This window comes from Kribbella pratensis (genome assembly GCF_004366075.1).
Taxonomy (GTDB): Bacteria; Actinomycetota; Actinomycetes; order Propionibacteriales; family Kribbellaceae; genus Kribbella; species Kribbella pratensis.
Genome location: NZ_SODU01000001.1, coordinates 2,848,018 through 2,865,832 on the forward strand (window position 1 = coordinate 2,848,018; position 17,815 = coordinate 2,865,832).

The following is a 17,815-nucleotide window of genomic DNA, read 5'->3' on the forward strand; positions in this document are numbered from 1 at the left end:
TCACACCCTCCCGTCAGCCGCGGCCGGATCGTTCGGGTGCGGCGACAGCGGGGTCACCTCGTCGGTCCGCCAGATGCGCAACGGCATCGAGGCCAGGACCGTCTCCAGGTCCGCGGCGTCGGTGGTTCCGTCCGGCACCCGGGTGGTCATCGTGACGAGGAATTCCATCTCCGCCTCCGGCTCGTGGATGTTCTCGCGTCCACGATGTGGCTTCGGCGGCGGGGATCACCCCCGTGACTGTCACTGGTTGCCGGGGACCAGGGACACTCACTGGCCCGACGGGCGCGTGGTCCGGGTGAATCTGAACCCGAGCGAAAGGAGTCCGCGATGGACAGGAAGCACGAGTACGACGTGATCGTGCTCGGGGCCGGCGCCCCGGGAGAACACTGCGCCGCAACGTTGGCCAAGGGTGGGGCGCGCGTCGCCGTCGTCGAGCGGGAACTGCTCGGCGGCGAGTGCTCGTACTGGGCCTGCATCCCGTCGAAGACCCTGCTGCGCCCGGGCGAGGCGCTGGCCGAGGCCCTCGACGCGCCCGGTGCCCGGGAGGCCGTCACCGGTTCCCTCGACGTCGCCGCGGCCCTGGCGTGGCGGGACTTCATGGTGTCCGGCTACGACGACTCCGGGCAGGTCTCGTGGGCCAAGGGCGCCGGAATCGAGGTACTGCGCGGACACGGCCGGCTCGCGGGACCGCACACGGTCGCGGTGGACGACCGGACCTTTACCGCCGACGCGATCGTGGTCGCGACCGGCGCCGACCCGATGATCCCGCCGGTCCCCGGGCTGGCGGATCTTCCCGGCGTGTGGACGAATCGCGACGTCACCGGGATGGTCGAGGTACCGGACCGGCTGCTCGTCCTCGGCGGCGGCGCCACCGGCGTCGAGATGAGTCAGGCGCTGGCCCGGATGGGCACGGCCGTGACGCTCCTCGAGCGCGGCGAACACCTGCTGACCCGCGAGCCGCGAGCGGTCGGCGAGGCGATCGCCACCGCACTCGCCGCCGACAACGTGGACGTCCGGGTCGGCATCGGCGCGGAACGAGCCGCGCTCGCGGGATCGACGTACGTCGTCGACCTCAGCGACGGGACCCAGGTGACAGGTGACCGGATCCTGGTCGCGACCGGTCGCCGGCCGCGCGTCGACGGCATCGGACTGGACACCGTCGGCATCGATCCCGACCCACGCGGCATCCCGGTCGACGACACACTCCAGGCAGCTCCGGGCATCTGGGCGATCGGCGACGTCACCGGGCTCTGGCAGCTGACCCACGTCGGCGAGTACCAAGGCCGTGTTGCCGCGAGCAACATCCTTGGAACCCCACGTACGGCGAGCTACGAAGCGGTGCCGCGCGTCGTGTACAGCTACCCGCAGGCCGCGTCCGTCGGCGCCGCGGACGGCGCGTTCGTGGCGACCGTCCAGCTGTCCGGGGTGCCGCGAACCTCGACGTACCTGCGCTCGTACGATACGCAGCCGGGCTTCCTCACCCTCGTCTCCGACGGCACCGTGATCACCGGCGCGTACGCCGTCGGCCCGGAAGCCGGCGAATGGCTGCAACAAGCGACCCTCGCCGTTCGCGCGAAGGTCCCGCTCCCCGTGCTCCTCGACGTCATCCAGCCGTTCCCGACGTTCTCCGAAGCCTTCCTGCACGCGCTGCGCGACCTCGAAACCCAGATCGCCGCCCGCTGACTACCCGGTAGTCAGGGACCGAGGAGTCCGACGGCGAAGGAGACGACCAGGACCGAGAGCATCAGGGCCGAGACCGATTCGACCGCCATCAGCAGCTTGGCCCGAACGGTCAGCGGCATGGTGTCGGTGGGGCTGAAGGCCGACGAGTTGGTGACGGACACGAACAGGTAGTCGATGAATCCCGGGGTCCAGCCGGACCTGGCCGAGGACCGCCGCGCCACTTCACTGATCGCGTCGTGGTCCTCGTCCTGGGGAAACCGGAAGTCGGCAGCAGGCAATCCCGGCCGGTCGACCCGAAAGCGCGAGACCGGACCGCCCCGATCAAGCTCCCAGTACGCGAGCGCGAACACGAGAACGTTCGTCAGCCACACCTGGCCGGCGGCTGCCAGCAACTGACCACCCGCTGTCGCCTCCCCTGCAACCAGCGACCGGATCAGCAGCACGAGGGCAGTCGTGTTGGACAGCGCGATCAGCAGCACGAGGCCGATCGACAGCCGTCGCAGCAAGCGGTTCTCCTTGCTCATCCGGCGCGGGTTGGCCAGGACCAGGGGAACGAACAGCAGCAGTTCCAGCGCCGGGATCACGAACCGTGGCCCGATCTGCAGAGCGCTGGGCAGTACGGCGTACAGCCCGATCGCCGCCATCACCGCGACAGCAGCCGGCAATCGGGGCTCGGCCGGACGGGTCTGCCGCGTCCGTTCATCATTCATGCGAGCCACCCTGGCACAAGAGTCGCGGGGCACCGCGCAGGCGGCGTCGGTCGGTAGCCGGCGGTCCGTTCTTTGTCAGGCCAGGTACGGGCGGCCGGCGCCGTCCCACTTGAGGACACCGGTGTAGGCCTGGCGCTTGCTCGAGTCCTTCACGCCGTTGTGGTTCGCGTCGACGTACGCATGGAAGGCGATCCGGGTGGTCGCGCCGACGTTGATGACGGTGGCGCCGCCCGGTCCGCAGAGGCGGGTCGACTTGGTGGTCATCAGGGTCTTGACTCGGGTGAAGCGACCGCCCCAGAAGGTGCTCGCGGACCAGACGTCGGTGTTGTAGGAGCAGTTGATGTAGTCGCCGCGGGAGGCGAACAGCCACACCTTGCCGCCGTGCGCGATCACCGACGGGCCCTCGATCTTCGTCGAGCTGACGATCTTGGCGATGCTCTTGCCGACCACGCGCGTCCCCGTCTGCGTGTCCATCTGGACCGCGCGGATCTGGAAGCCGGACGCGTTGCGGTAGTCGCTCTTGTAGATCAGGTACCGCTTGCCGTCCTTGGCCCGGTACGCCGCCGGGTCGATCGCCTCGTAGCCGCGCGAAACCCACGGCGAGCAGACGACCGGCTTGGCACCCGGGGTGTAGTTCCCTGCCGGACGACGGGAGGTCGCGACGCCGATGCAGTGCACGTGCCGCGACGCGGACTCGCCGGTGAAGTACATGACGTACAACGCGCCGCGGCTGTCCGAACTCTGGAAGACCTCCGGCGCCCACAGCAGCGGCTTGCCGTGGTCGACCCAGGCCGGGATCGTCGCCATCGACTTGTGGATCGCCGACCAGCCACTGCTCGTCGTCCAGCGCGTGCCGTATCCAGCGCCGGTCCGGAACAGGTAGTACTTCGAGCCAAGGTGCGCGAACCCGGGATCGGCGAAGTCCTCACTTCCAACCCGCCGCACACTACTCGGCCCAGCCGCCTGCGCAGCCCCCGGCTGCACAACAATCAGCCCCACGAGGGCCATCACAACAGCCAGCACAATACGACGCACGAGAACCTCCACAAACCCTGGGCGGACGAGGCCCCCGCAATCTAACCCGCCGGCCGGGCCACCTGGAGTTCTACGAGGTCTACGGCGCCGTCGGTGACGAAGAGGCCGAGGTGGCCTGGGCCCAGTTCGTAGCGGCGGAAGGTCAGGGCTACTCGGTTGTCTACGATGGCCTGACCGGTGGTGCCGTCCAGGAGGATCTGCACCGCGTGCCGACCGGGTGGGAGCGGACAGGCCCGTTCGAGTTCCACGACGTACGGGACGTCGCCGTCGACCTGCCATTGGGCGGGACCCGTTCGCCCGCGGGGCCAGCGGTCGAGGACGATGCGGTTGCGCTGCGGCTCGAGTCGTACGACGGTGGCCTCCTCCCCGTCGGCGCTGGCGTGCAACAGCAACCCGAAAGCCTGCGTGCCGGCCTCGACGTCAACGGTCAGCGTGATCAGACACCGCTCCGGCGCGACCTCCCCGACCCACGCTGCGTACCGATCAAGAGCAGGCTCGACGTCGAGTTTCACCTGCTGTACGTCGGAATACGTCGCCACGACCTCCGCAGGAAGTCCGAACGCCAACGTCCCGTCGTCCTCCTGATGCGCCTCGAGTACGGCGAGATCACCGGCCCACTCCCACCGGCCGGCATCGGAATCGCCTTGTTTTGTGGGGATCCAGCCGATGAAGAACCGGCGCCCCTCGTGCTCGACCGACTTGGCCGCGTAGAACGCCCGCCCGTCGACAGTGTCACGCCCCGGCGCGAGCCACGGACCATCCGGCCCGCGCGCGATCCGATAACGGGTCTGGAACGCGTCGGTGAACTCGGAGTACACCAGGTACCACCAGTCGCCCCACTGGAACACGTCCGGGCACTCCTGCGTGACGAACCGGTGCGGCTCCCACAACGGCTCCGCGATCGTCCACTGCTCCAGGTCGGTCGACGTCAATCGCGCGACAACTCCACACCGGCGATCCGGCGCATCGGCGTACCGTGCCGCCAGGATCATCTGCCACGGCTGATCGGCTGCGGTCCGGTACACGAACGGATCCCGCCAGTCCTGCGGCACAAGGCCTGCAGGCGCACCGAAAGAAAGCTCGGGCAGCTTGGTCCATCGCGTCGGATCCCCGTCGCTGATCGCGTGACAGACGACTTGGTACGAGCCGTTCGCGTCCCCGCGCCGCGGATTGTGCCCGGTGTAGAAGAGATGCAGCTGAGAGCCATCGGCAACCACACTGCCCGTGTAGCAGTCGAAATCGACCGCGTCCCGATCCCCGGCCGGCAGTACGACGCCGTGGTCCGTGTACTGCACGAAGTCCGTGGTGGACACCAACGCCCACGGCATCCCACTCGCACCGGCGGTCGGGTCCTCCGGACGCTCGTCCAGCAGGTAGAACAGCCAGATCCGGCCGGCGTGACTGAACGGGATCACATCACCGACGAAGCCCGACGACGGGCGCCAGTGGCTCATTTCGCAGTAACCCGTGGTCGCCGGCGCGGCGGATCACCGACCGACTCACGCTCGATCAGTGGGCAGTCGACGATCACCCGCTCGGGTGCATCGTCCGGGCCGGCCACCACGAGCTCGCCTGCCCGTCGGCCCAGCATCAGGTGCGGCAGCTCGGCGGTCGTGAGGCCCGGACGGACCTGGTCCGCGACATCGGGCTGATTGTCGAAGCCGACGATGCTGACGTCCCGCGGGCACTCCAGCCCGAGCGCATGCAGGGCAAGCAGCGCGCCGATCGCCATTCGATCGTTCCCGCAGACCAAGGCTGTCGGCGCATGCTCGGTGATCACCTCGGTCGCGAGGTCGTACCCGTTCCCGATCTGGTAGGTGCCGTACCGATGGACGAGGTCGGCCGGACGCAGACCGGCCGCCCGCGCGGCGTCGTCGAATCCGCGCCGGCGTTCCTTGCAGGCATAGTCGTTCCGCATGCCGCCGAGGAACGCGACCTCGCGATGCCCGCGCTCGAAGACGGACGCCGCCGCGGCGCGCCCACCGGCGTACTCGTCGGCCAGCAGGATCGTGTCGGCGTGCCCCTCCTCGGGCCAGCAGTTGACGAAGATCGTCCGGATCCCGTCGAGGCGCGGGCTGCGGTGCAGCGGCTTGGGCGAGAGCGAGGCGTACACGATCGCGGCGACTCCTTGCCCGACCAGGCTCGCCACCGCGTCGTCGCCCTGCCCCGGGTCGTCTGTCGTGTCGACGACCATGCACACGTAGCCCGCCGGCTGGACGACCTGTTGCAGGCCGAGCACGATCAGACCGGCGTACGGCTGGGACACGATCCCACTGGTCACGACGCCGACAGTGAACGACTTGTTCGACCGCAGCAGCTGGGCCGCCCGGTTGGGGACGAAGTCGAGCTCGGCCGCGGCCTGGAGCACGCGCCGCCTGGTCTCCTCGGCCACCGCGACGTCGCGGCGGTCGTTGAGCACGAACGAGACGGTCGGCTGGGACACCCCCGCGCGTCGGGCGACGTCGGTCATCGTGACGCGTTTCGGCCGGCCGTCCGACTGCTTCGCCATTGGCCCCTCCTTAACGATGCGCGGCCTGTCAACCGCAGCCATTAACTATCACGAATCGGCCCAATACGTATTGCGCCCCACCGTACACCGCTGCTACCGTCCCGGGTCAATACGTATTGGGCGGCGCGCCGGGCCGCCCGAGCGGTCAAGGAGGAACCCTCATGACAGGTATGAATCCGCCCGGAGGCTCGCTCGCCCGCCGTACGCTGCTGAAGGCCGGAGCCGGTGGGCTCGGGCTCGCCGCACTGGCCGACCTGGCCGCCTGCAGCAAGGACGGCGGCGGCTCGTCGAAGTCGCTGAAGATGCTGTACTTCGGCGAGCAGGCACAGGCGACCCAGCTGCAGAACCGGTTGCAGCCGCAGATCTCCAAGCTGGACGCGAGCATCAAGTTCGAGATCTCCGCCATCAACGGCACCGACTGGAACGACTTCCTGGCCAAGGTGCTGACCCAGATCGCGGCCGGGACCCCGCCGGACATCATCAGCGTCGCCACCGAGGGCCTGCAGCTGATGGCGTCGAAGGAGCTCGCGGTCCCGCTCGACGACTACGTCACCAAGGACCTGGATGCGCTGAAGGAGTACTTCGCCGACATCCACCCGGCCCTGGTCGAGTCGATGATGTACCAGGGCCACCTGTGGGAGCTCCCGGACAGCTTCAACGCCGGGAACATGTTCTACAGCACGGGCCTCTTCCAGCGCGCCGGCGTCGTACCACCGAGTGCGGACTGGACCCTCGACGACTTCGAGACCGCGGCCACCAAGATCGCCAAGTTCAAGGGCATCAACGCCTTCGGCTGGGTGGTCCGGCTGTGGGGTAGTTGGACGTCCTTCATGTACGCGAACAACGCCAACCTGCTCGAGGAGGGCAAGTACGACGGCGGCGACTGGCTGTGGAACAAGGCATACGCCGGTGACGCTGCCGCCGCGGGCCGCAAGGGCGGCTGGAAGTGGGGCGCACCGACGGCGAACTCGGACGCCACCGTCGAGGCGCTGAACTACATGATCGAGCTGACCAAGAAGGGTCTGTCACCGTCGCCCGATGTCGGCGGTGGCGGCACCCTGCAGGGCCTGTTCGCGTCGAACCGGATCGGGATGTCGATCGGCGGCGGGTTCTGGGCCGGCGGCCTGACCAACGCCGGGATGAAGAACGGCAGCTTCGACGTCACGATGTTCCCGAAGTGGAAGAGCCAGCGGCACCTGTTCGGCGCCGGCGGGTACGCGATCTTCAAGTCGTCGAAGAAGAAGGACCTGGCCTGGGAGGTCCTGAAGCTGCTGGTGAAGCCGGAGACCTTCGACCTGGTCTTCCCGGGCAACGTGACCACGCCCGGCCGCAAGTCCCTGGTGACGGCCGCGCGGTACGCCAAGACCGGCCCGAAGCACTGGTCGGTCTTCTACGACACGCTGACCAAGCACCCGGACACCGCCCCGATCCCCGCCCCGCCGTACTACAACGCGCTCGCGACCGCGCTGAACCAGCGCACCACGCAGGCGATCTCGTCCGGTAACGCGAAGGCGGCTCTGGACGGGCTGCAGTCCGACCTCGAGAAAGCAGCAGGAGCGAGCTGATGGCTGCCGTCACCGCGGAGGTGCGCGAAGCCGTCGTGAAGCGGCGCGGTCACCCGTCCTCGCACGGACAGGCGCGGTTCGGGTTCGCGATGATCGGGCTGTCGGTGCTGTTCGTCGCAGTCTTCACCGCGATCCCGATCGTCGCCTCGCTGGGTCTGTCGTTCTTCTCCTGGGACGTCATCTCGACACCGGAGTACGTCGGCCTCGAGAACTACCAGCGGCTGTTCACCGACGGGCCGGTGCTCAAGTCGTTCGGCGTGACGCTGGGGATGGCGCTCGCGATCGTCGTACTGCAGTTGACCATCGGGCTCGGGCTCGCCGTCCTGGTCAACCAGCGCAAGCTGGTCTGGGTACGGACGTTGTTCCGTACGGCGTTCTACCTGCCGCTGCTCGCATCCACGGCGGCCGTGTCGATCTTCATGGGCTACCTGTTCGACTACAAGTTCGGGGTCGTGAACTACTACCTCAACCTGCCCGGGATCTCGAACGTGCCGTGGCTGACCAGCGGGTTCGGGGCGGCCGCGACGATCGTGCTGATCGCTGTGTGGCAGCAGATCGGGTTCACGTTCGTCCTGTTCGTCGCGTCGCTGATGTCGGTCCCCACCGACGTACTGGAGGCCGCGCAGATCGACGGCGCCGGGGGGTTCCGGACGCTGTTCCGGATCAAGATCCCGTTGATCAGCCCGACGATCCTGTTCGCCGCGGTCGTTGCCCTGATCAACGCGATGCAGCTGTTCGACCAGCCGTACATCATGACCAAGGGCGGCCCGGGGTCGGCGACCACGACGGTGACGATCCAGATGTACCAGAAGGGCTTCCAGAACCTGCAGTTCGGGTACGGCTCGGCGATCGCGATCGTGCTGCTGGCGGCGATCCTGGTCATCACCGGGCTGCAGTTCCTCGCGGCACGAAAGCTGGTGTTCTACCAATGACAGAATCCACCGGAACGCTGGCCCGGATCGGCCGGATCACCGGCGTCGCGGTGCTGGTGATCGCCGCGATGATTGCCCTCGGCCCGTTGTTGTGGACCGTCACCACGTCGCTGCGGACGCCGGCCGAGGCGTTCAGCAATCCACCGCAGTGGATCCCGCTGCATCCGGATTTCTCGAACTACGGCGCGGTCTTCGACCGGATCCCGATCGGCCGGTTCTTCTTCAACAGTGTGATCGTCACCGGGCTGATCGTGGTCGGGCAGACCGTCACCTGCACGCTGTCCGGGTACGCGTTCGCGATGGTCAGCTTCCCGGGGCGCTCGGTGATCTTCGGGATCTTCCTGGCCACCATGATGGTGCCGCTGCAGACGATCATCATCCCGGTGTTCGTGATCATCCGGTACCTCGGACTCTCCGACAGCCCGTTGTCGCTGGTGGTCTCCGCACTCGGCAGCGCGTTCGGAACCTTCCTGATGCGGCAGTACTTCATGCAGATGCCTCGCGAACTGGGCGAGGCGGCAAGGATCGACGGCGCCGGTCACTTCCAGACGTTCCTGATGATCTACGCCAAGATGGCCGGTCCGGCGATCGCCACGCTCGCGATCCTGAACTTCTCCGGCTTCTGGGCGGAGTTCTACCGGCCGCTGATCTTCCTGCAGTCGCAGGACAACTTCACGCTGCCGCTCGGGCTGGTCGGTCTGCAGGGGAACCTCGGCACCGGCTCGATCTCGGTCGTGCTGGCCGGCGTCGTACTGGCGATCCTGCCGAGCGTGCTGCTGTTCATCTTCGCCCAGAGATACTTCATCGCAGGCATCACGGCAGGAGCATCACGGTGACCCAGACCCAGTCCGCAGCTCGATCACCTCACCAGGACCCTGGAGCGGTCGCGCACCTCCGCCCCGCGTTCCACATCCGGCCGCCGCGCGGATACCTCAACGACCCGAACGGGCCGATCGAGGTGGGCGACGACGTACACCTGTACTTCCAGTCGCGGCCCACGCTCGATCACCACGTACCGGTCGAGTGGGGGCACGCGACCTCGCCCGACTACGTGCGCTGGACGTTGCACCGGCCCGCGATGGCGCCGCAACCGGGCGGGCCGGACACCGACGGCTGCTGGTCCGGCAACACGGTCCTGGACGACGGACGGGTCCGCGCGTTCTACTCGGGCCACATCGAGGGACGCCCGTACCAGTCGGTGCTCACCGCCGTGTCCGACGACAGCGGCGTGTCGTTCGGGCCGCCGCATCAGGTGGTGCCTGACCCGTCGGACGCGATCATGTTCCGCGATCCCTTTGTCTGGCAGGAGAACGGCAGCTGGTGGATGGTCGTCGGCGCCGGGTACGTCGACCGTGGGGCGAGCATCCCGTCGTACCGCTCGACCGACCTCGAGAACTGGACGTACGCCGGTCCGCTCGCCGACCTGCCCCGCGGCGTCGTGGACGGTTACGACACCGGGGCCGCGTGGGAATGCCCGCAGATGCTCACGATCGACGGCCGCCGGATCGCGGTGGTCGGGTCGTGGTCGCCGGAAGGTGGGCCCGCTGACGTGCTGTCGTTCGATGTCGACGTACCGGTGGTTCCGCGGCGCGTCGATCACGGGACCAACTTCTACGCGGCGTCGGCCTTGCGGGACAGCCGATTCGGGCCGCTGCTGTTCGGCTGGCTGACCGAGGGACGGGACCGGCCGGGTTGGACCGACGACTGGGCCGGGGTCATCTCGCTGCCCCGGGTCGTCTGGCTCGGCTCGGACTCGTCACTACGCAGCGCGCCCGTACCGACGCTCGACACCCTCCGCGTCGGCGATGGCTCACCCGCCAACGGTGCGTCGACAGGCGCACAGTGCGAAATCGTCGTACCGGAAGGCTCCGGGCAGGTCGTCATCCATTTCAGCGAGCAGGAACGCCTGGTGATCGAACTCGACGCCGACACCCTCACCATCGACCGCACCCAAGCCAGTCTCAGCCCCCACGCCCACGGCGGCCGCATGCAGGTCACGGACGCCTTCGACTCCGAATCCGACCGCCCAGCGGCCCGAATCATCCTCGACGGCTCAACCCTCGAGGTCTTCACCAGCGCCGGCCGCGTCCTCAGCACCCGCGTGTACCCGACCGCGTCGCCCAGGTGGCGAGTCGAAGCTCCGGCCAACGCCCGCTACTGGACACTCGCCCGCTGACAGAAGCAGAAGTGCTGGCCGAGGCACACGGCCTCGGCCAGCACTTGAGCGGATGTGACTACTCGCCGACCAGCTGGTCGTAGTGCGTGGTGATCGAGACCGCGTCGACGCCGTTGAACGTGGCGGGGACCTTGCCGTACGAGAGGAAGGCAGTCTTGGAACCGTTCGCCTTGCTCATGCCGTACAGGTAGCCGGACTTCGTGTCGCGGTCCACGCCGACGACCAGCGAACCGCCACGGGTACCGCAGCCGTAGACGACCAGCGACTCGTACGCCGACCAGCCGGAGGAGCGGATCAGCTTCATCACCGGCTTGGCCCCGGCCGCGACCGGGATGTGGGCGGTCCACAGCGCACCGGCGTTGGTGGTCATCAGCAGTGTGTCGTACGTCGCGTTCTCGCTGAGGACGGTCATCGCCTTGAAGCCGCGGAAGCCCGGGATCGGGCCGAGCGCCTTGAAGCCGGCGCCGACCATCGAGTACCGGTACAGGCTGCCGTTGGTGTTCAGGCCGTACAGGTACGCGTGCCGCGGCAGGCCGACGCTGTAGTTCGACGTGGCGATCGACTTGAAGCTGGTCCAGCCCGAACCGACCTTCTTGAAGGTCGCCACCGGCGGCTTGCTGTCCGGAATGTACGTCGTGTGCCGGTACAGGTTCCCGCCCTGCAGCATCAGGCCGTAGAAGTAGAACTGGGTCGCCGCGGCGTTCGCCGCCAGGTACCAGGTCGCGTTGGCGCGGGTCCCGACGAACTTGATCGGGTCACCGTACGGGTAGACCTTCACGGGGCGGCTGGCCTCGACGTCCACGCCGTCCACCATCCCGGCCGCGCTGGGCGACGCGATCGAGGTCAGGCAAGCGTCGACGGTCGCCGCCTTGGTCGTCGGCGCGGTCTTGGCAGCCCAGGAGTGCGTGCCGTCCGGTGTGGCCGCAGTAGCCGGGGCGGATGCGGCCACAGCCGAAATCAGGCCGACACCGGCCAGAGAGAGCGCAAGGCGCTGCAACTTCATAAGGAGTCCCCCTCCACAAACGTCTCGAAGAGCTCGAGATCGCGCCGACTATAGCCGAGCCTGCGGGTCTCTGACGAGAAAGTTGCAGCTACCTGCAATCGCCTGCGCTCAGGACTCCGGGACCAGACACACCCGCTGACCTGGGCCGGATGGCGTAGTGGTTCTCGTGCGGCGGGGGGATGCCTCGGCCCGGGCGTGCCGGGAGCCTGGTGACATGAGTGAGCCGATGGTCACTGCGCTGGGGCATGCCGGATTGCGGATCGACGGACCAGGGGTCCGGGTGCTTGCCGACCCCTGGTTGTCGCCGGGAGGGGCGTTCCTCGGGTCGTGGTTCCAGTTCCCGGACAACGCCCATCTGCTCACGCGCGAGCTCCTGGACGTCGACGTGGTCGTCGTGTCGCACGAGCACCTGGACCACCTCGATCTCGACCTGATCGCCGGCCTCCCCGAGGCCGTGCCGGTCGTGGTTCCGCGCTATCCGTCCACGATCATGCAGCGGCGGCTGCGAGCGGTCGGCCGGACGCGGATCGTCGTCCTCGACGCCTGGGAGCGCCACGCGCTGAACGACCGGGACTGGCTGACGGTGATTCCCGAGCAGTGCCCGATGAGCCACGACTCCGCCGTACTGTTCAAGATCGGTGACCGCAGTGTGATGCACACCAACGACGCGCGGATCTCACTCAGCCAGACCAGGCGGGCCGTCACCGAGGTCGGCGGTCCGCTCGACGTCATGGGTGTGCAGATGTCCGGTGCGAGCTGGCACCCGGTTCGCTACGAGTACGACGAGGTCGAGCGGGAGCGGATCGCCACGATCAAGCGGATCGGCAAGTTCAAGGCCGTCACCCGCCTGGTCCGGCAGGTCCAGCCCCGGCTGGTGATGCCGTACGCGGGCCCGCCGTGCTTCCTCGACGACGACCTCTTCGAACTGAACAGCGGCCTGCACCCCGGCGGGATCTTTCCCGATCAGGGTGAGGCGGTCGCCTGGCTCGCCGACCGGATCCCGGAGCAGGACGCCGTCTGCCTCCTGCCCGGAGACCGGATACTGCTCGAGGACCTGTCCGTCGTTCGCGATCCGCACTGGAACGGCTTCGCGCTGGACGCCGGACCGGACGAGCGCCGCCGCTACCTGAAGGAGTACGCCGCGCGCCGTCGGCCGGCCGTCGATGCCGCCTGGGCCGCGAATCCCGAGCCGCAACCGGGACTGGCGAAGCGGTTCAAGGAACATGTGGAGTCGCTCGGGACGCTGTCGGAGTACTTCCTCGCCCGGATCGGCATGACGCTGCGGTTCCAGGTCATGGGCCCGAACGGTGGCCTGTGGGACGCCCACATCGGTCCGGACCGGGTCTGGGTGGATCTCGACGGCGGCAACGGACACGCTGACTATCGGCTGACGCTGGACGGGCGCTGGCTCGACGGTGTGGTGTCCGGCCGGACCCGGTGGGAGGAACTGCTGCTCTCGCTGCGCTTCACCGCACGCCGGCAACCCGATCGCTACAACGACTACCTGGTCGGCCTGTTCAAGCACGCGGACCGCGCGGCGTTGCGAGCGGTCGAGCTGTTCGAGACCGCCCGGGATCCGGAGGAGACGATCGAGATCAATTCCGGTGGCAAGCAACTGTCGGTGAGCCGGTACTGCCCGCACGCGGGCGAGGATCTCGCCGAGACCGGTGTCGTGCTGAACGGCGTACTGCGCTGCCTCGGGCACAACTTCGAGTTCGACCTGGCCAGCGGACAGTGCCTCAACGCCCGCTGCGACCCGATCGTGGTCCGGTCCGCCGACGTGGCCTACGAGGACTACGAGGACGCAGCCGTCTGACCCGCCACCGGCCGCTGCAGATCGGCGAGGCCGACCACGAACAGCGCGGTCACGACGAGGTAGTACAGCGTCCGCCGGAGCGTCGGGCGGTCCAGGTACTCGCGGTCGGCCGCGACACGGAGCGGGACGAGCACCTCGAGATACCAGCGTTCCACGTCGGTCCGGCCGTCCGGAGGTACGGCGGACCGCTCGCGATACCGCAGCTGCGCCGGTCCCGTGAGCCCCGGGCGAGCGAGCAGCACCGGGCGGCAGTCGGCGGGATACCGGGCGGCCAGTACGGCGCTCTCCGGCCGCGGACCGACCAGGGTCATCTGTCCACGGACCACGTGCCACAGTTGCGGTAGCTCGTCGATCGCCGTACGCCGGAGGAAGACGCCCACCCTGGTGATCCGCGGGTCCGCGGCAGCGGTGACTTCGGGGCCAGAGGCAAACATTCGCATGGTGCGGAACTTGTACAGCGAGAACAGCCGGCCGTTCTCACCGACGCGGGCCTGGCGGAAGAACACCGGCCGCCCGCTCGTGCAAAGGACCAACGCGGCGACGACGGCGAGCAGCGGCGAAACCAGCACCAGCAGGAGGCCGCCGACCACGACGTCCAGCAGTCGCCGCACCGGGCCGACTGTCTCGCGGGAGGCTGCGTGCCGTCCTGGCACTCGGATACTCGATGCCATTGCTTCTCCTCTCGACTAACCCGTGCCGGCGGCGACGAAGACCGCCGTGAACGCCTCGGCGGCACGATCGCACTCGCGGCCGAATCCGGCTGAGTCCGTGGGCAGCGACGAAGGCGTCATGTGGGTGAGCAACTGAACGCCGTCCTGCTTGCGCCGGACCAGCGCTGTCCACAAGGTGTTCCCGCCCAGGTCTGGAGCGAGGAGGCTGACCACCTGTCCCTGATAACGCTGCCGCCAGGTCCAGACGTCGACCGCCTTCGCGCCCGCGCCGACCGGGACATCGATGTACGTGCTCGCGTCGGACGCTGCCTGATCGGCCGACCCTTGATAGCCGTTGGCCGCGGCAAGCGCCTTGCGGGCCTGCAGGACGGTCAGCGAACCCCATCCCTGTGCCACCACGCGCTTCCACGCGGCGGACTGCGCATCCCGCCGGTCGGTCCCCCACTTGGCATAGATGTCGTCCTCCAGCAGACCGGTGCTGAGATCCAGATGGTCGATCAGCCCCGCGTGCAGGTAACTCTCGACGGCGGCAGCTGTTGCTGCCGGATACTTCCTCCGGACTCGTTGCGCACACGACTCCTGGTTGGCACCTCGCCAGGGCAGGCAGCCGAGCTCCGGCACCACGGCGTCGACGAGAATTTGTTTGCCGGGGGCAACCTCGGCCAGCCGGCTCCGGGCCTGGCCGAGGAAGTCGGTGGCCTGCGCCATCGAGGTCAGTCCGTCCCCGTAGCCGATCTCGTCGGAAACCTTGAACCCGACGGTTCCCGGCACTTTCGCCAGCTCGCTCAGGCGTGCGACGGCCTGGTCGAAGGCGGCCGGGCCCTCGAGCCAGCGAGCGACGAGATCGGTCTCCCACCACACCGCCACCCCGCGTCGATGCAGTGCGCCGGCGAGAGCGACGTACCGATCGCCTGCCAGATCCGGACCGGCGGCGGTTGTGGTCGATCCGGCGGCCGGCCGGCTCGGCGGGGGCGTAGGAGTCACCGAGCTTCCGGTGCCGGCGGACCGCGCCGCCGGGTCGGGCTCCGTCTTGGCACCGGAACATCCAGCGACAACCATCAGCCCGGCCATCACCAGGGCCACTGTCCTCATGGCGTGACCTCACCGATCGCGACCGAAGCCCGGCCGTGCGCCGGCTGCCGGCTGAGGCGCAGCAGCAGACCGATCAGCAACGCGTCGGTGGACAGGTACGCCGCCGTGGACGCGACCGCGGCACCGAGCGCACCGAAACGTGGGATGAGCGAGATGTCGAGGACAACGGTGATCGCCAGCCCGACACCGAGGACGAGTGAGTTCAGCCCGGGTGTGCCCCGGCCGTAGAGGTACGCACTGGCCACTCCGGACGCGCCGGCCAGGACCATTCCGGCGACGAGGACGCGGGCAGGTGTCACGGCCGGCCCGAACGAGGCGCCGTACAGGATCCGCAGTACGGGCGACGCGAGCAGCGCGACCGGGATCGCGGCGGCAGCGATGCCGATCAGCGCCGGCCCGACCATCCGCCTGGCCACCCGAGCCGCCTCGGCCTGATCGATCTTGGCCAGACGTGGATAGAAGACCCAGGTCAACGCCGTCCCGGGCAGCCGCAGCAGTTCGGCGTACTTCGAGGCAACCGCGTAGCCACCGAGGACTGCGGGACCGGCCATCGCACCCAGGATCGCGACGTCCAGCCGGAGGTTGAGCAACGTGATGAGCCCACCCACCTGACCCCGCAGTCCGTACGACGCCACCCGCCGGCCGAGCTGCCTGTCCGGCCTGCCCCACCAGCCGAACGCGCCGCCGGCCAGACCGAGCCGACGCCAACCGAGGCGGCGGCTGACCCGGCGCCACGCGTCGACCGCGACGACCAGATCGGCGAGGCCGAGCCCGACGACGACAGCCGCGATCCCGTGGATTCCCGCGGCCAACGGCACCAGGAAGCAGGGCAGGAACGCGAGCTCCTCCGCGGCGATGACCAGGTCGCCACCCCGCCGGTCCTCCAGTCCCTGGAGCGCGGTCTTGCCGAGGGTCAGGACCAGCTGGGACGCGACGGTCGCGCCCGCGGCCGCGATCAGCCACGGCGGCTCGTCGGGAAAGAAGACCTTGGCGATCACTGGAGAGGCAGCAACCCACAAGACCGTACCGAGAATGGCGCCGGCGCCGCCGATCGCCATCAGCGTCGGCCACAGCCGGGGTAGTCCGCGGCGCGGCTCGGCGAGGAAGAACGCCAGCGCACCAGGCAGTCCCAGCACGCACAGCACGCCGACCAGGCCTGGCAGCATCCGGAGCAGGGCATACTCACCGACCTCGGCCGGGCCGCCGATCCGGGCGACCAGGACGGTGGCCAGCGTCAGTCCCAGAATCGCGAGCAGCCGGGCCGAACAGTTCGCGAGCACGGTCCGGACAGGCCCACCCGAGCGCAGCGTCGACCGGATCATGAGGACTCTTCCCGCTGGTCGTGCATCGCCAGCACCAAGGCGGCGACGAGACCCAGCCAGGTCCACAGATGCCGGAAGTGGAGCACTTCGTAGAAACCTCCCGCGGTCGCCATCACCGGGCCGATGACGACGAGCAGCCAGGGTCTGGGCACGAGTTCGGCGTACGCCTTCGGCAGGTTGCCGACCACGAGCCGCAGACAGCGGACGAAGACGGCCACACCGAGCAGCAGCAGGCCGATCGCGCCGATCAGGCCGCGCTCGAGCAGTGTCGCAAGATAGTCGTTGTGCGCCTCTTTCACGTACGGCGCCTGGGTCGCGGCGAGCGTGGCCTTCGTCCGGGCCGGACCGAAGCCGGCCGCATCACCCTCGAGGAACAGGTTCGTGCCCTCCCGGACGATCGTTGCCCGTTCACCGCTGGAGTTCGCACTGCGCCCGAACGAGTCCCGCAGCAGCGGCACGCTGCCCGCGGCCCGCTCGCGGATCTGGCCCAGGTCGACCCGAGGCATCACGAACCCGGCCATCAGCCCGCCGACCAGAGCAGCGATCGCGAGCGTCGCGACTCCGGCGACCGCGCCCTGACGGCGATACCTGGTCACCGCGAAGGCGAAGACGAGTCCCACCAGCAGCGTGAGCATCGCCCCGTTCGAACCGGTGAAGCCGATCGCCATCAGCACCAGGACGTAGGCGATCCGGCGGACGCCGGGGGACCGGGGATGCCGGCACGCGGCCATCAGGAACAACGAGACGACGAGATAGTTGCCGGCCAGGTTCGGGTCGCCGAACGTGTACGACGCCCGGACGCCGTCCTTCGCCGAGACACCGGTCAGTGCGTTGATGCCCACCAGATAAGCGATGGCCATCACGCCGGAGTAGATGGCGGCCGTGCGGCACCAGGCCATGGTGACCGCGCCGACGATCGCGGGATTGTGCCGGCCGAGCGCCAGTGACGCGCTCCAGGCCAGCAGCAGGACGTCCTGGGCCAGCACGAGGCCGACGCCCAACGGCGCAGCTGACACGAACGCTGCGAATGCCCCGCCGAGGATCAGTCCGCCGACTCCCACGAGATAGGGCAGCTTGATCGGAAGGTGTGCGCGAGCGACCCAGAGGACGGCGAGCACGATGCTGAGCACGATTCCGACATCCGCGGCCGCGGTGTTCGCCGGCCCGGCCGGTACCAGGAACGGCAACAGGCAGGTCGTCAGTCCCATCACGGCCGCGACTACGTCGCCCCGGGGGCGGGCAGACCAGCCGACGATGCCGCCGGGCTGAGTGGGAGCAGTGGGAGCCGTCGTCGTCATGGA

Annotated in this window: 16 protein-coding genes; 6 read left to right on the plus strand and 10 right to left on the minus strand. The window is 68.7% G+C overall.

What is annotated here, in order from left to right:
• Entirely contained in the window at positions 1-168 is a 168-nt protein-coding gene (locus tag EV137_RS13685; RefSeq protein ID WP_133997340.1) for a muconolactone Delta-isomerase family protein, read from the minus strand.
• A 159-nt stretch (positions 169-327) separates the two neighbouring features.
• Here EV137_RS13685 and EV137_RS13690 point away from each other — a divergent pair, with 159 nt between their 5' ends.
• A complete protein-coding gene (locus EV137_RS13690; RefSeq protein WP_133997343.1) occupies positions 328-1,683 on the plus strand; it encodes a dihydrolipoyl dehydrogenase family protein in 1,356 nt (451 codons plus the stop codon).
• 11 nt (positions 1,684-1,694) lie between these two features.
• Here the strand turns inward: EV137_RS13690 and EV137_RS13695 are convergent, their stop codons facing one another.
• From EV137_RS13695 to EV137_RS13710, 4 genes are all read right to left on the minus strand, one after another.
• On the minus strand, positions 1,695-2,393 hold the full coding sequence (locus EV137_RS13695) for a hypothetical protein (RefSeq protein ID WP_133997347.1): 699 nt from the start codon (positions 2,391-2,393) through the stop codon (positions 1,695-1,697).
• A 75-nt stretch (positions 2,394-2,468) separates the two neighbouring features.
• Positions 2,469-3,428: a family 43 glycosylhydrolase gene (locus tag EV137_RS13700; RefSeq protein ID WP_134128953.1), complete on the minus strand. Its 960-nt coding sequence runs from the start codon at positions 3,426-3,428 to the stop codon at positions 2,469-2,471.
• Between the two features lie 41 nt (positions 3,429-3,469).
• A complete protein-coding gene (locus tag EV137_RS13705; RefSeq protein ID WP_134128955.1) occupies positions 3,470-4,882 on the minus strand; it encodes a glycoside hydrolase family 32 protein in 1,413 nt (470 codons plus the stop codon).
• Positions 4,879-5,937: a LacI family DNA-binding transcriptional regulator gene (locus tag EV137_RS13710; RefSeq protein WP_133997358.1), complete on the minus strand. Its 1,059-nt coding sequence runs from the start codon at positions 5,935-5,937 to the stop codon at positions 4,879-4,881. Before EV137_RS13710 ends, EV137_RS13705 begins: the two co-directional genes overlap by 4 nt.
• A 161-nt stretch (positions 5,938-6,098) precedes the next feature.
• On the opposite strand from EV137_RS13710, the gene EV137_RS13715 reads away from it, so the two are divergent.
• The 4 genes from EV137_RS13715 to EV137_RS13730 are packed head-to-tail and all read left to right on the plus strand — an operon-like array spanning position 6,099 to position 10,610.
• Positions 6,099-7,502, plus strand: a complete 1,404-nt coding sequence (locus EV137_RS13715) for an ABC transporter substrate-binding protein (protein ID WP_133997361.1) — start codon at positions 6,099-6,101, stop codon at positions 7,500-7,502.
• Positions 7,502-8,434 (plus strand): carbohydrate ABC transporter permease, encoded by a 933-nt coding sequence (locus EV137_RS13720; RefSeq protein WP_238175278.1) that lies wholly within the window; start codon positions 7,502-7,504, stop codon positions 8,432-8,434. Before EV137_RS13715 ends, EV137_RS13720 begins: the two co-directional genes overlap by 1 nt.
• Entirely contained in the window at positions 8,431-9,270 is an 840-nt protein-coding gene (locus EV137_RS13725; RefSeq protein ID WP_134128957.1) for a carbohydrate ABC transporter permease, read from the plus strand. The genes EV137_RS13720 and EV137_RS13725 overlap by 4 nt, the downstream gene beginning before the upstream one ends.
• Positions 9,267-10,610, plus strand: coding sequence for a glycoside hydrolase family 32 protein (locus EV137_RS13730; RefSeq protein WP_166679861.1), 1,344 nt, complete (start codon positions 9,267-9,269; stop codon positions 10,608-10,610). The genes EV137_RS13725 and EV137_RS13730 overlap by 4 nt, the downstream gene beginning before the upstream one ends.
• Positions 10,611-10,668: 58 nt before the next feature.
• Here EV137_RS13730 and EV137_RS13735 read toward each other — a convergent pair whose 3' ends face one another.
• Positions 10,669-11,613 carry a hypothetical protein gene (locus EV137_RS13735; RefSeq protein WP_133997367.1) on the minus strand — a complete coding sequence of 315 codons (945 nt, stop codon included), beginning with the start codon at positions 11,611-11,613 and terminating at the stop codon, positions 10,669-10,671.
• 214 nt (positions 11,614-11,827) lie between these two features.
• On the opposite strand from EV137_RS13735, the gene EV137_RS13740 reads away from it, so the two are divergent.
• Positions 11,828-13,429 carry an MBL fold metallo-hydrolase gene (locus tag EV137_RS13740; RefSeq protein ID WP_134128959.1) on the plus strand — a complete coding sequence of 534 codons (1,602 nt, stop codon included), beginning with the start codon at positions 11,828-11,830 and terminating at the stop codon, positions 13,427-13,429.
• Here EV137_RS13740 and EV137_RS13745 read toward each other — a convergent pair.
• From EV137_RS13745 to EV137_RS13760, 4 genes are read right to left on the minus strand one after another with little or no spacing between them, the layout of a single operon-like run.
• Positions 13,408-14,100, minus strand: coding sequence for a sugar transferase (locus EV137_RS13745; RefSeq protein ID WP_133997374.1), 693 nt, complete (start codon positions 14,098-14,100; stop codon positions 13,408-13,410). The genes EV137_RS13740 and EV137_RS13745 overlap by 22 nt on opposite strands.
• Before the next feature lie 15 nt (positions 14,101-14,115).
• Positions 14,116-15,192: a hypothetical protein gene (locus EV137_RS13750; protein ID WP_133997377.1), complete on the minus strand. Its 1,077-nt coding sequence runs from the start codon at positions 15,190-15,192 to the stop codon at positions 14,116-14,118.
• The gene (locus tag EV137_RS13755) at positions 15,189-16,514 is read right to left on the minus strand and encodes a lipopolysaccharide biosynthesis protein (protein ID WP_134128961.1); all 1,326 of its coding nucleotides are present in this window, start codon (positions 16,512-16,514) and stop codon (positions 15,189-15,191) included. Before EV137_RS13755 ends, EV137_RS13750 begins: the two co-directional genes overlap by 4 nt.
• Positions 16,511-17,812, minus strand: coding sequence for an O-antigen ligase family protein (locus EV137_RS13760; RefSeq protein WP_134128963.1), 1,302 nt, complete (start codon positions 17,810-17,812; stop codon positions 16,511-16,513). The genes EV137_RS13755 and EV137_RS13760 overlap by 4 nt, the downstream gene beginning before the upstream one ends.
• Between the last annotated feature and the right edge of the window lie 3 nt (positions 17,813-17,815).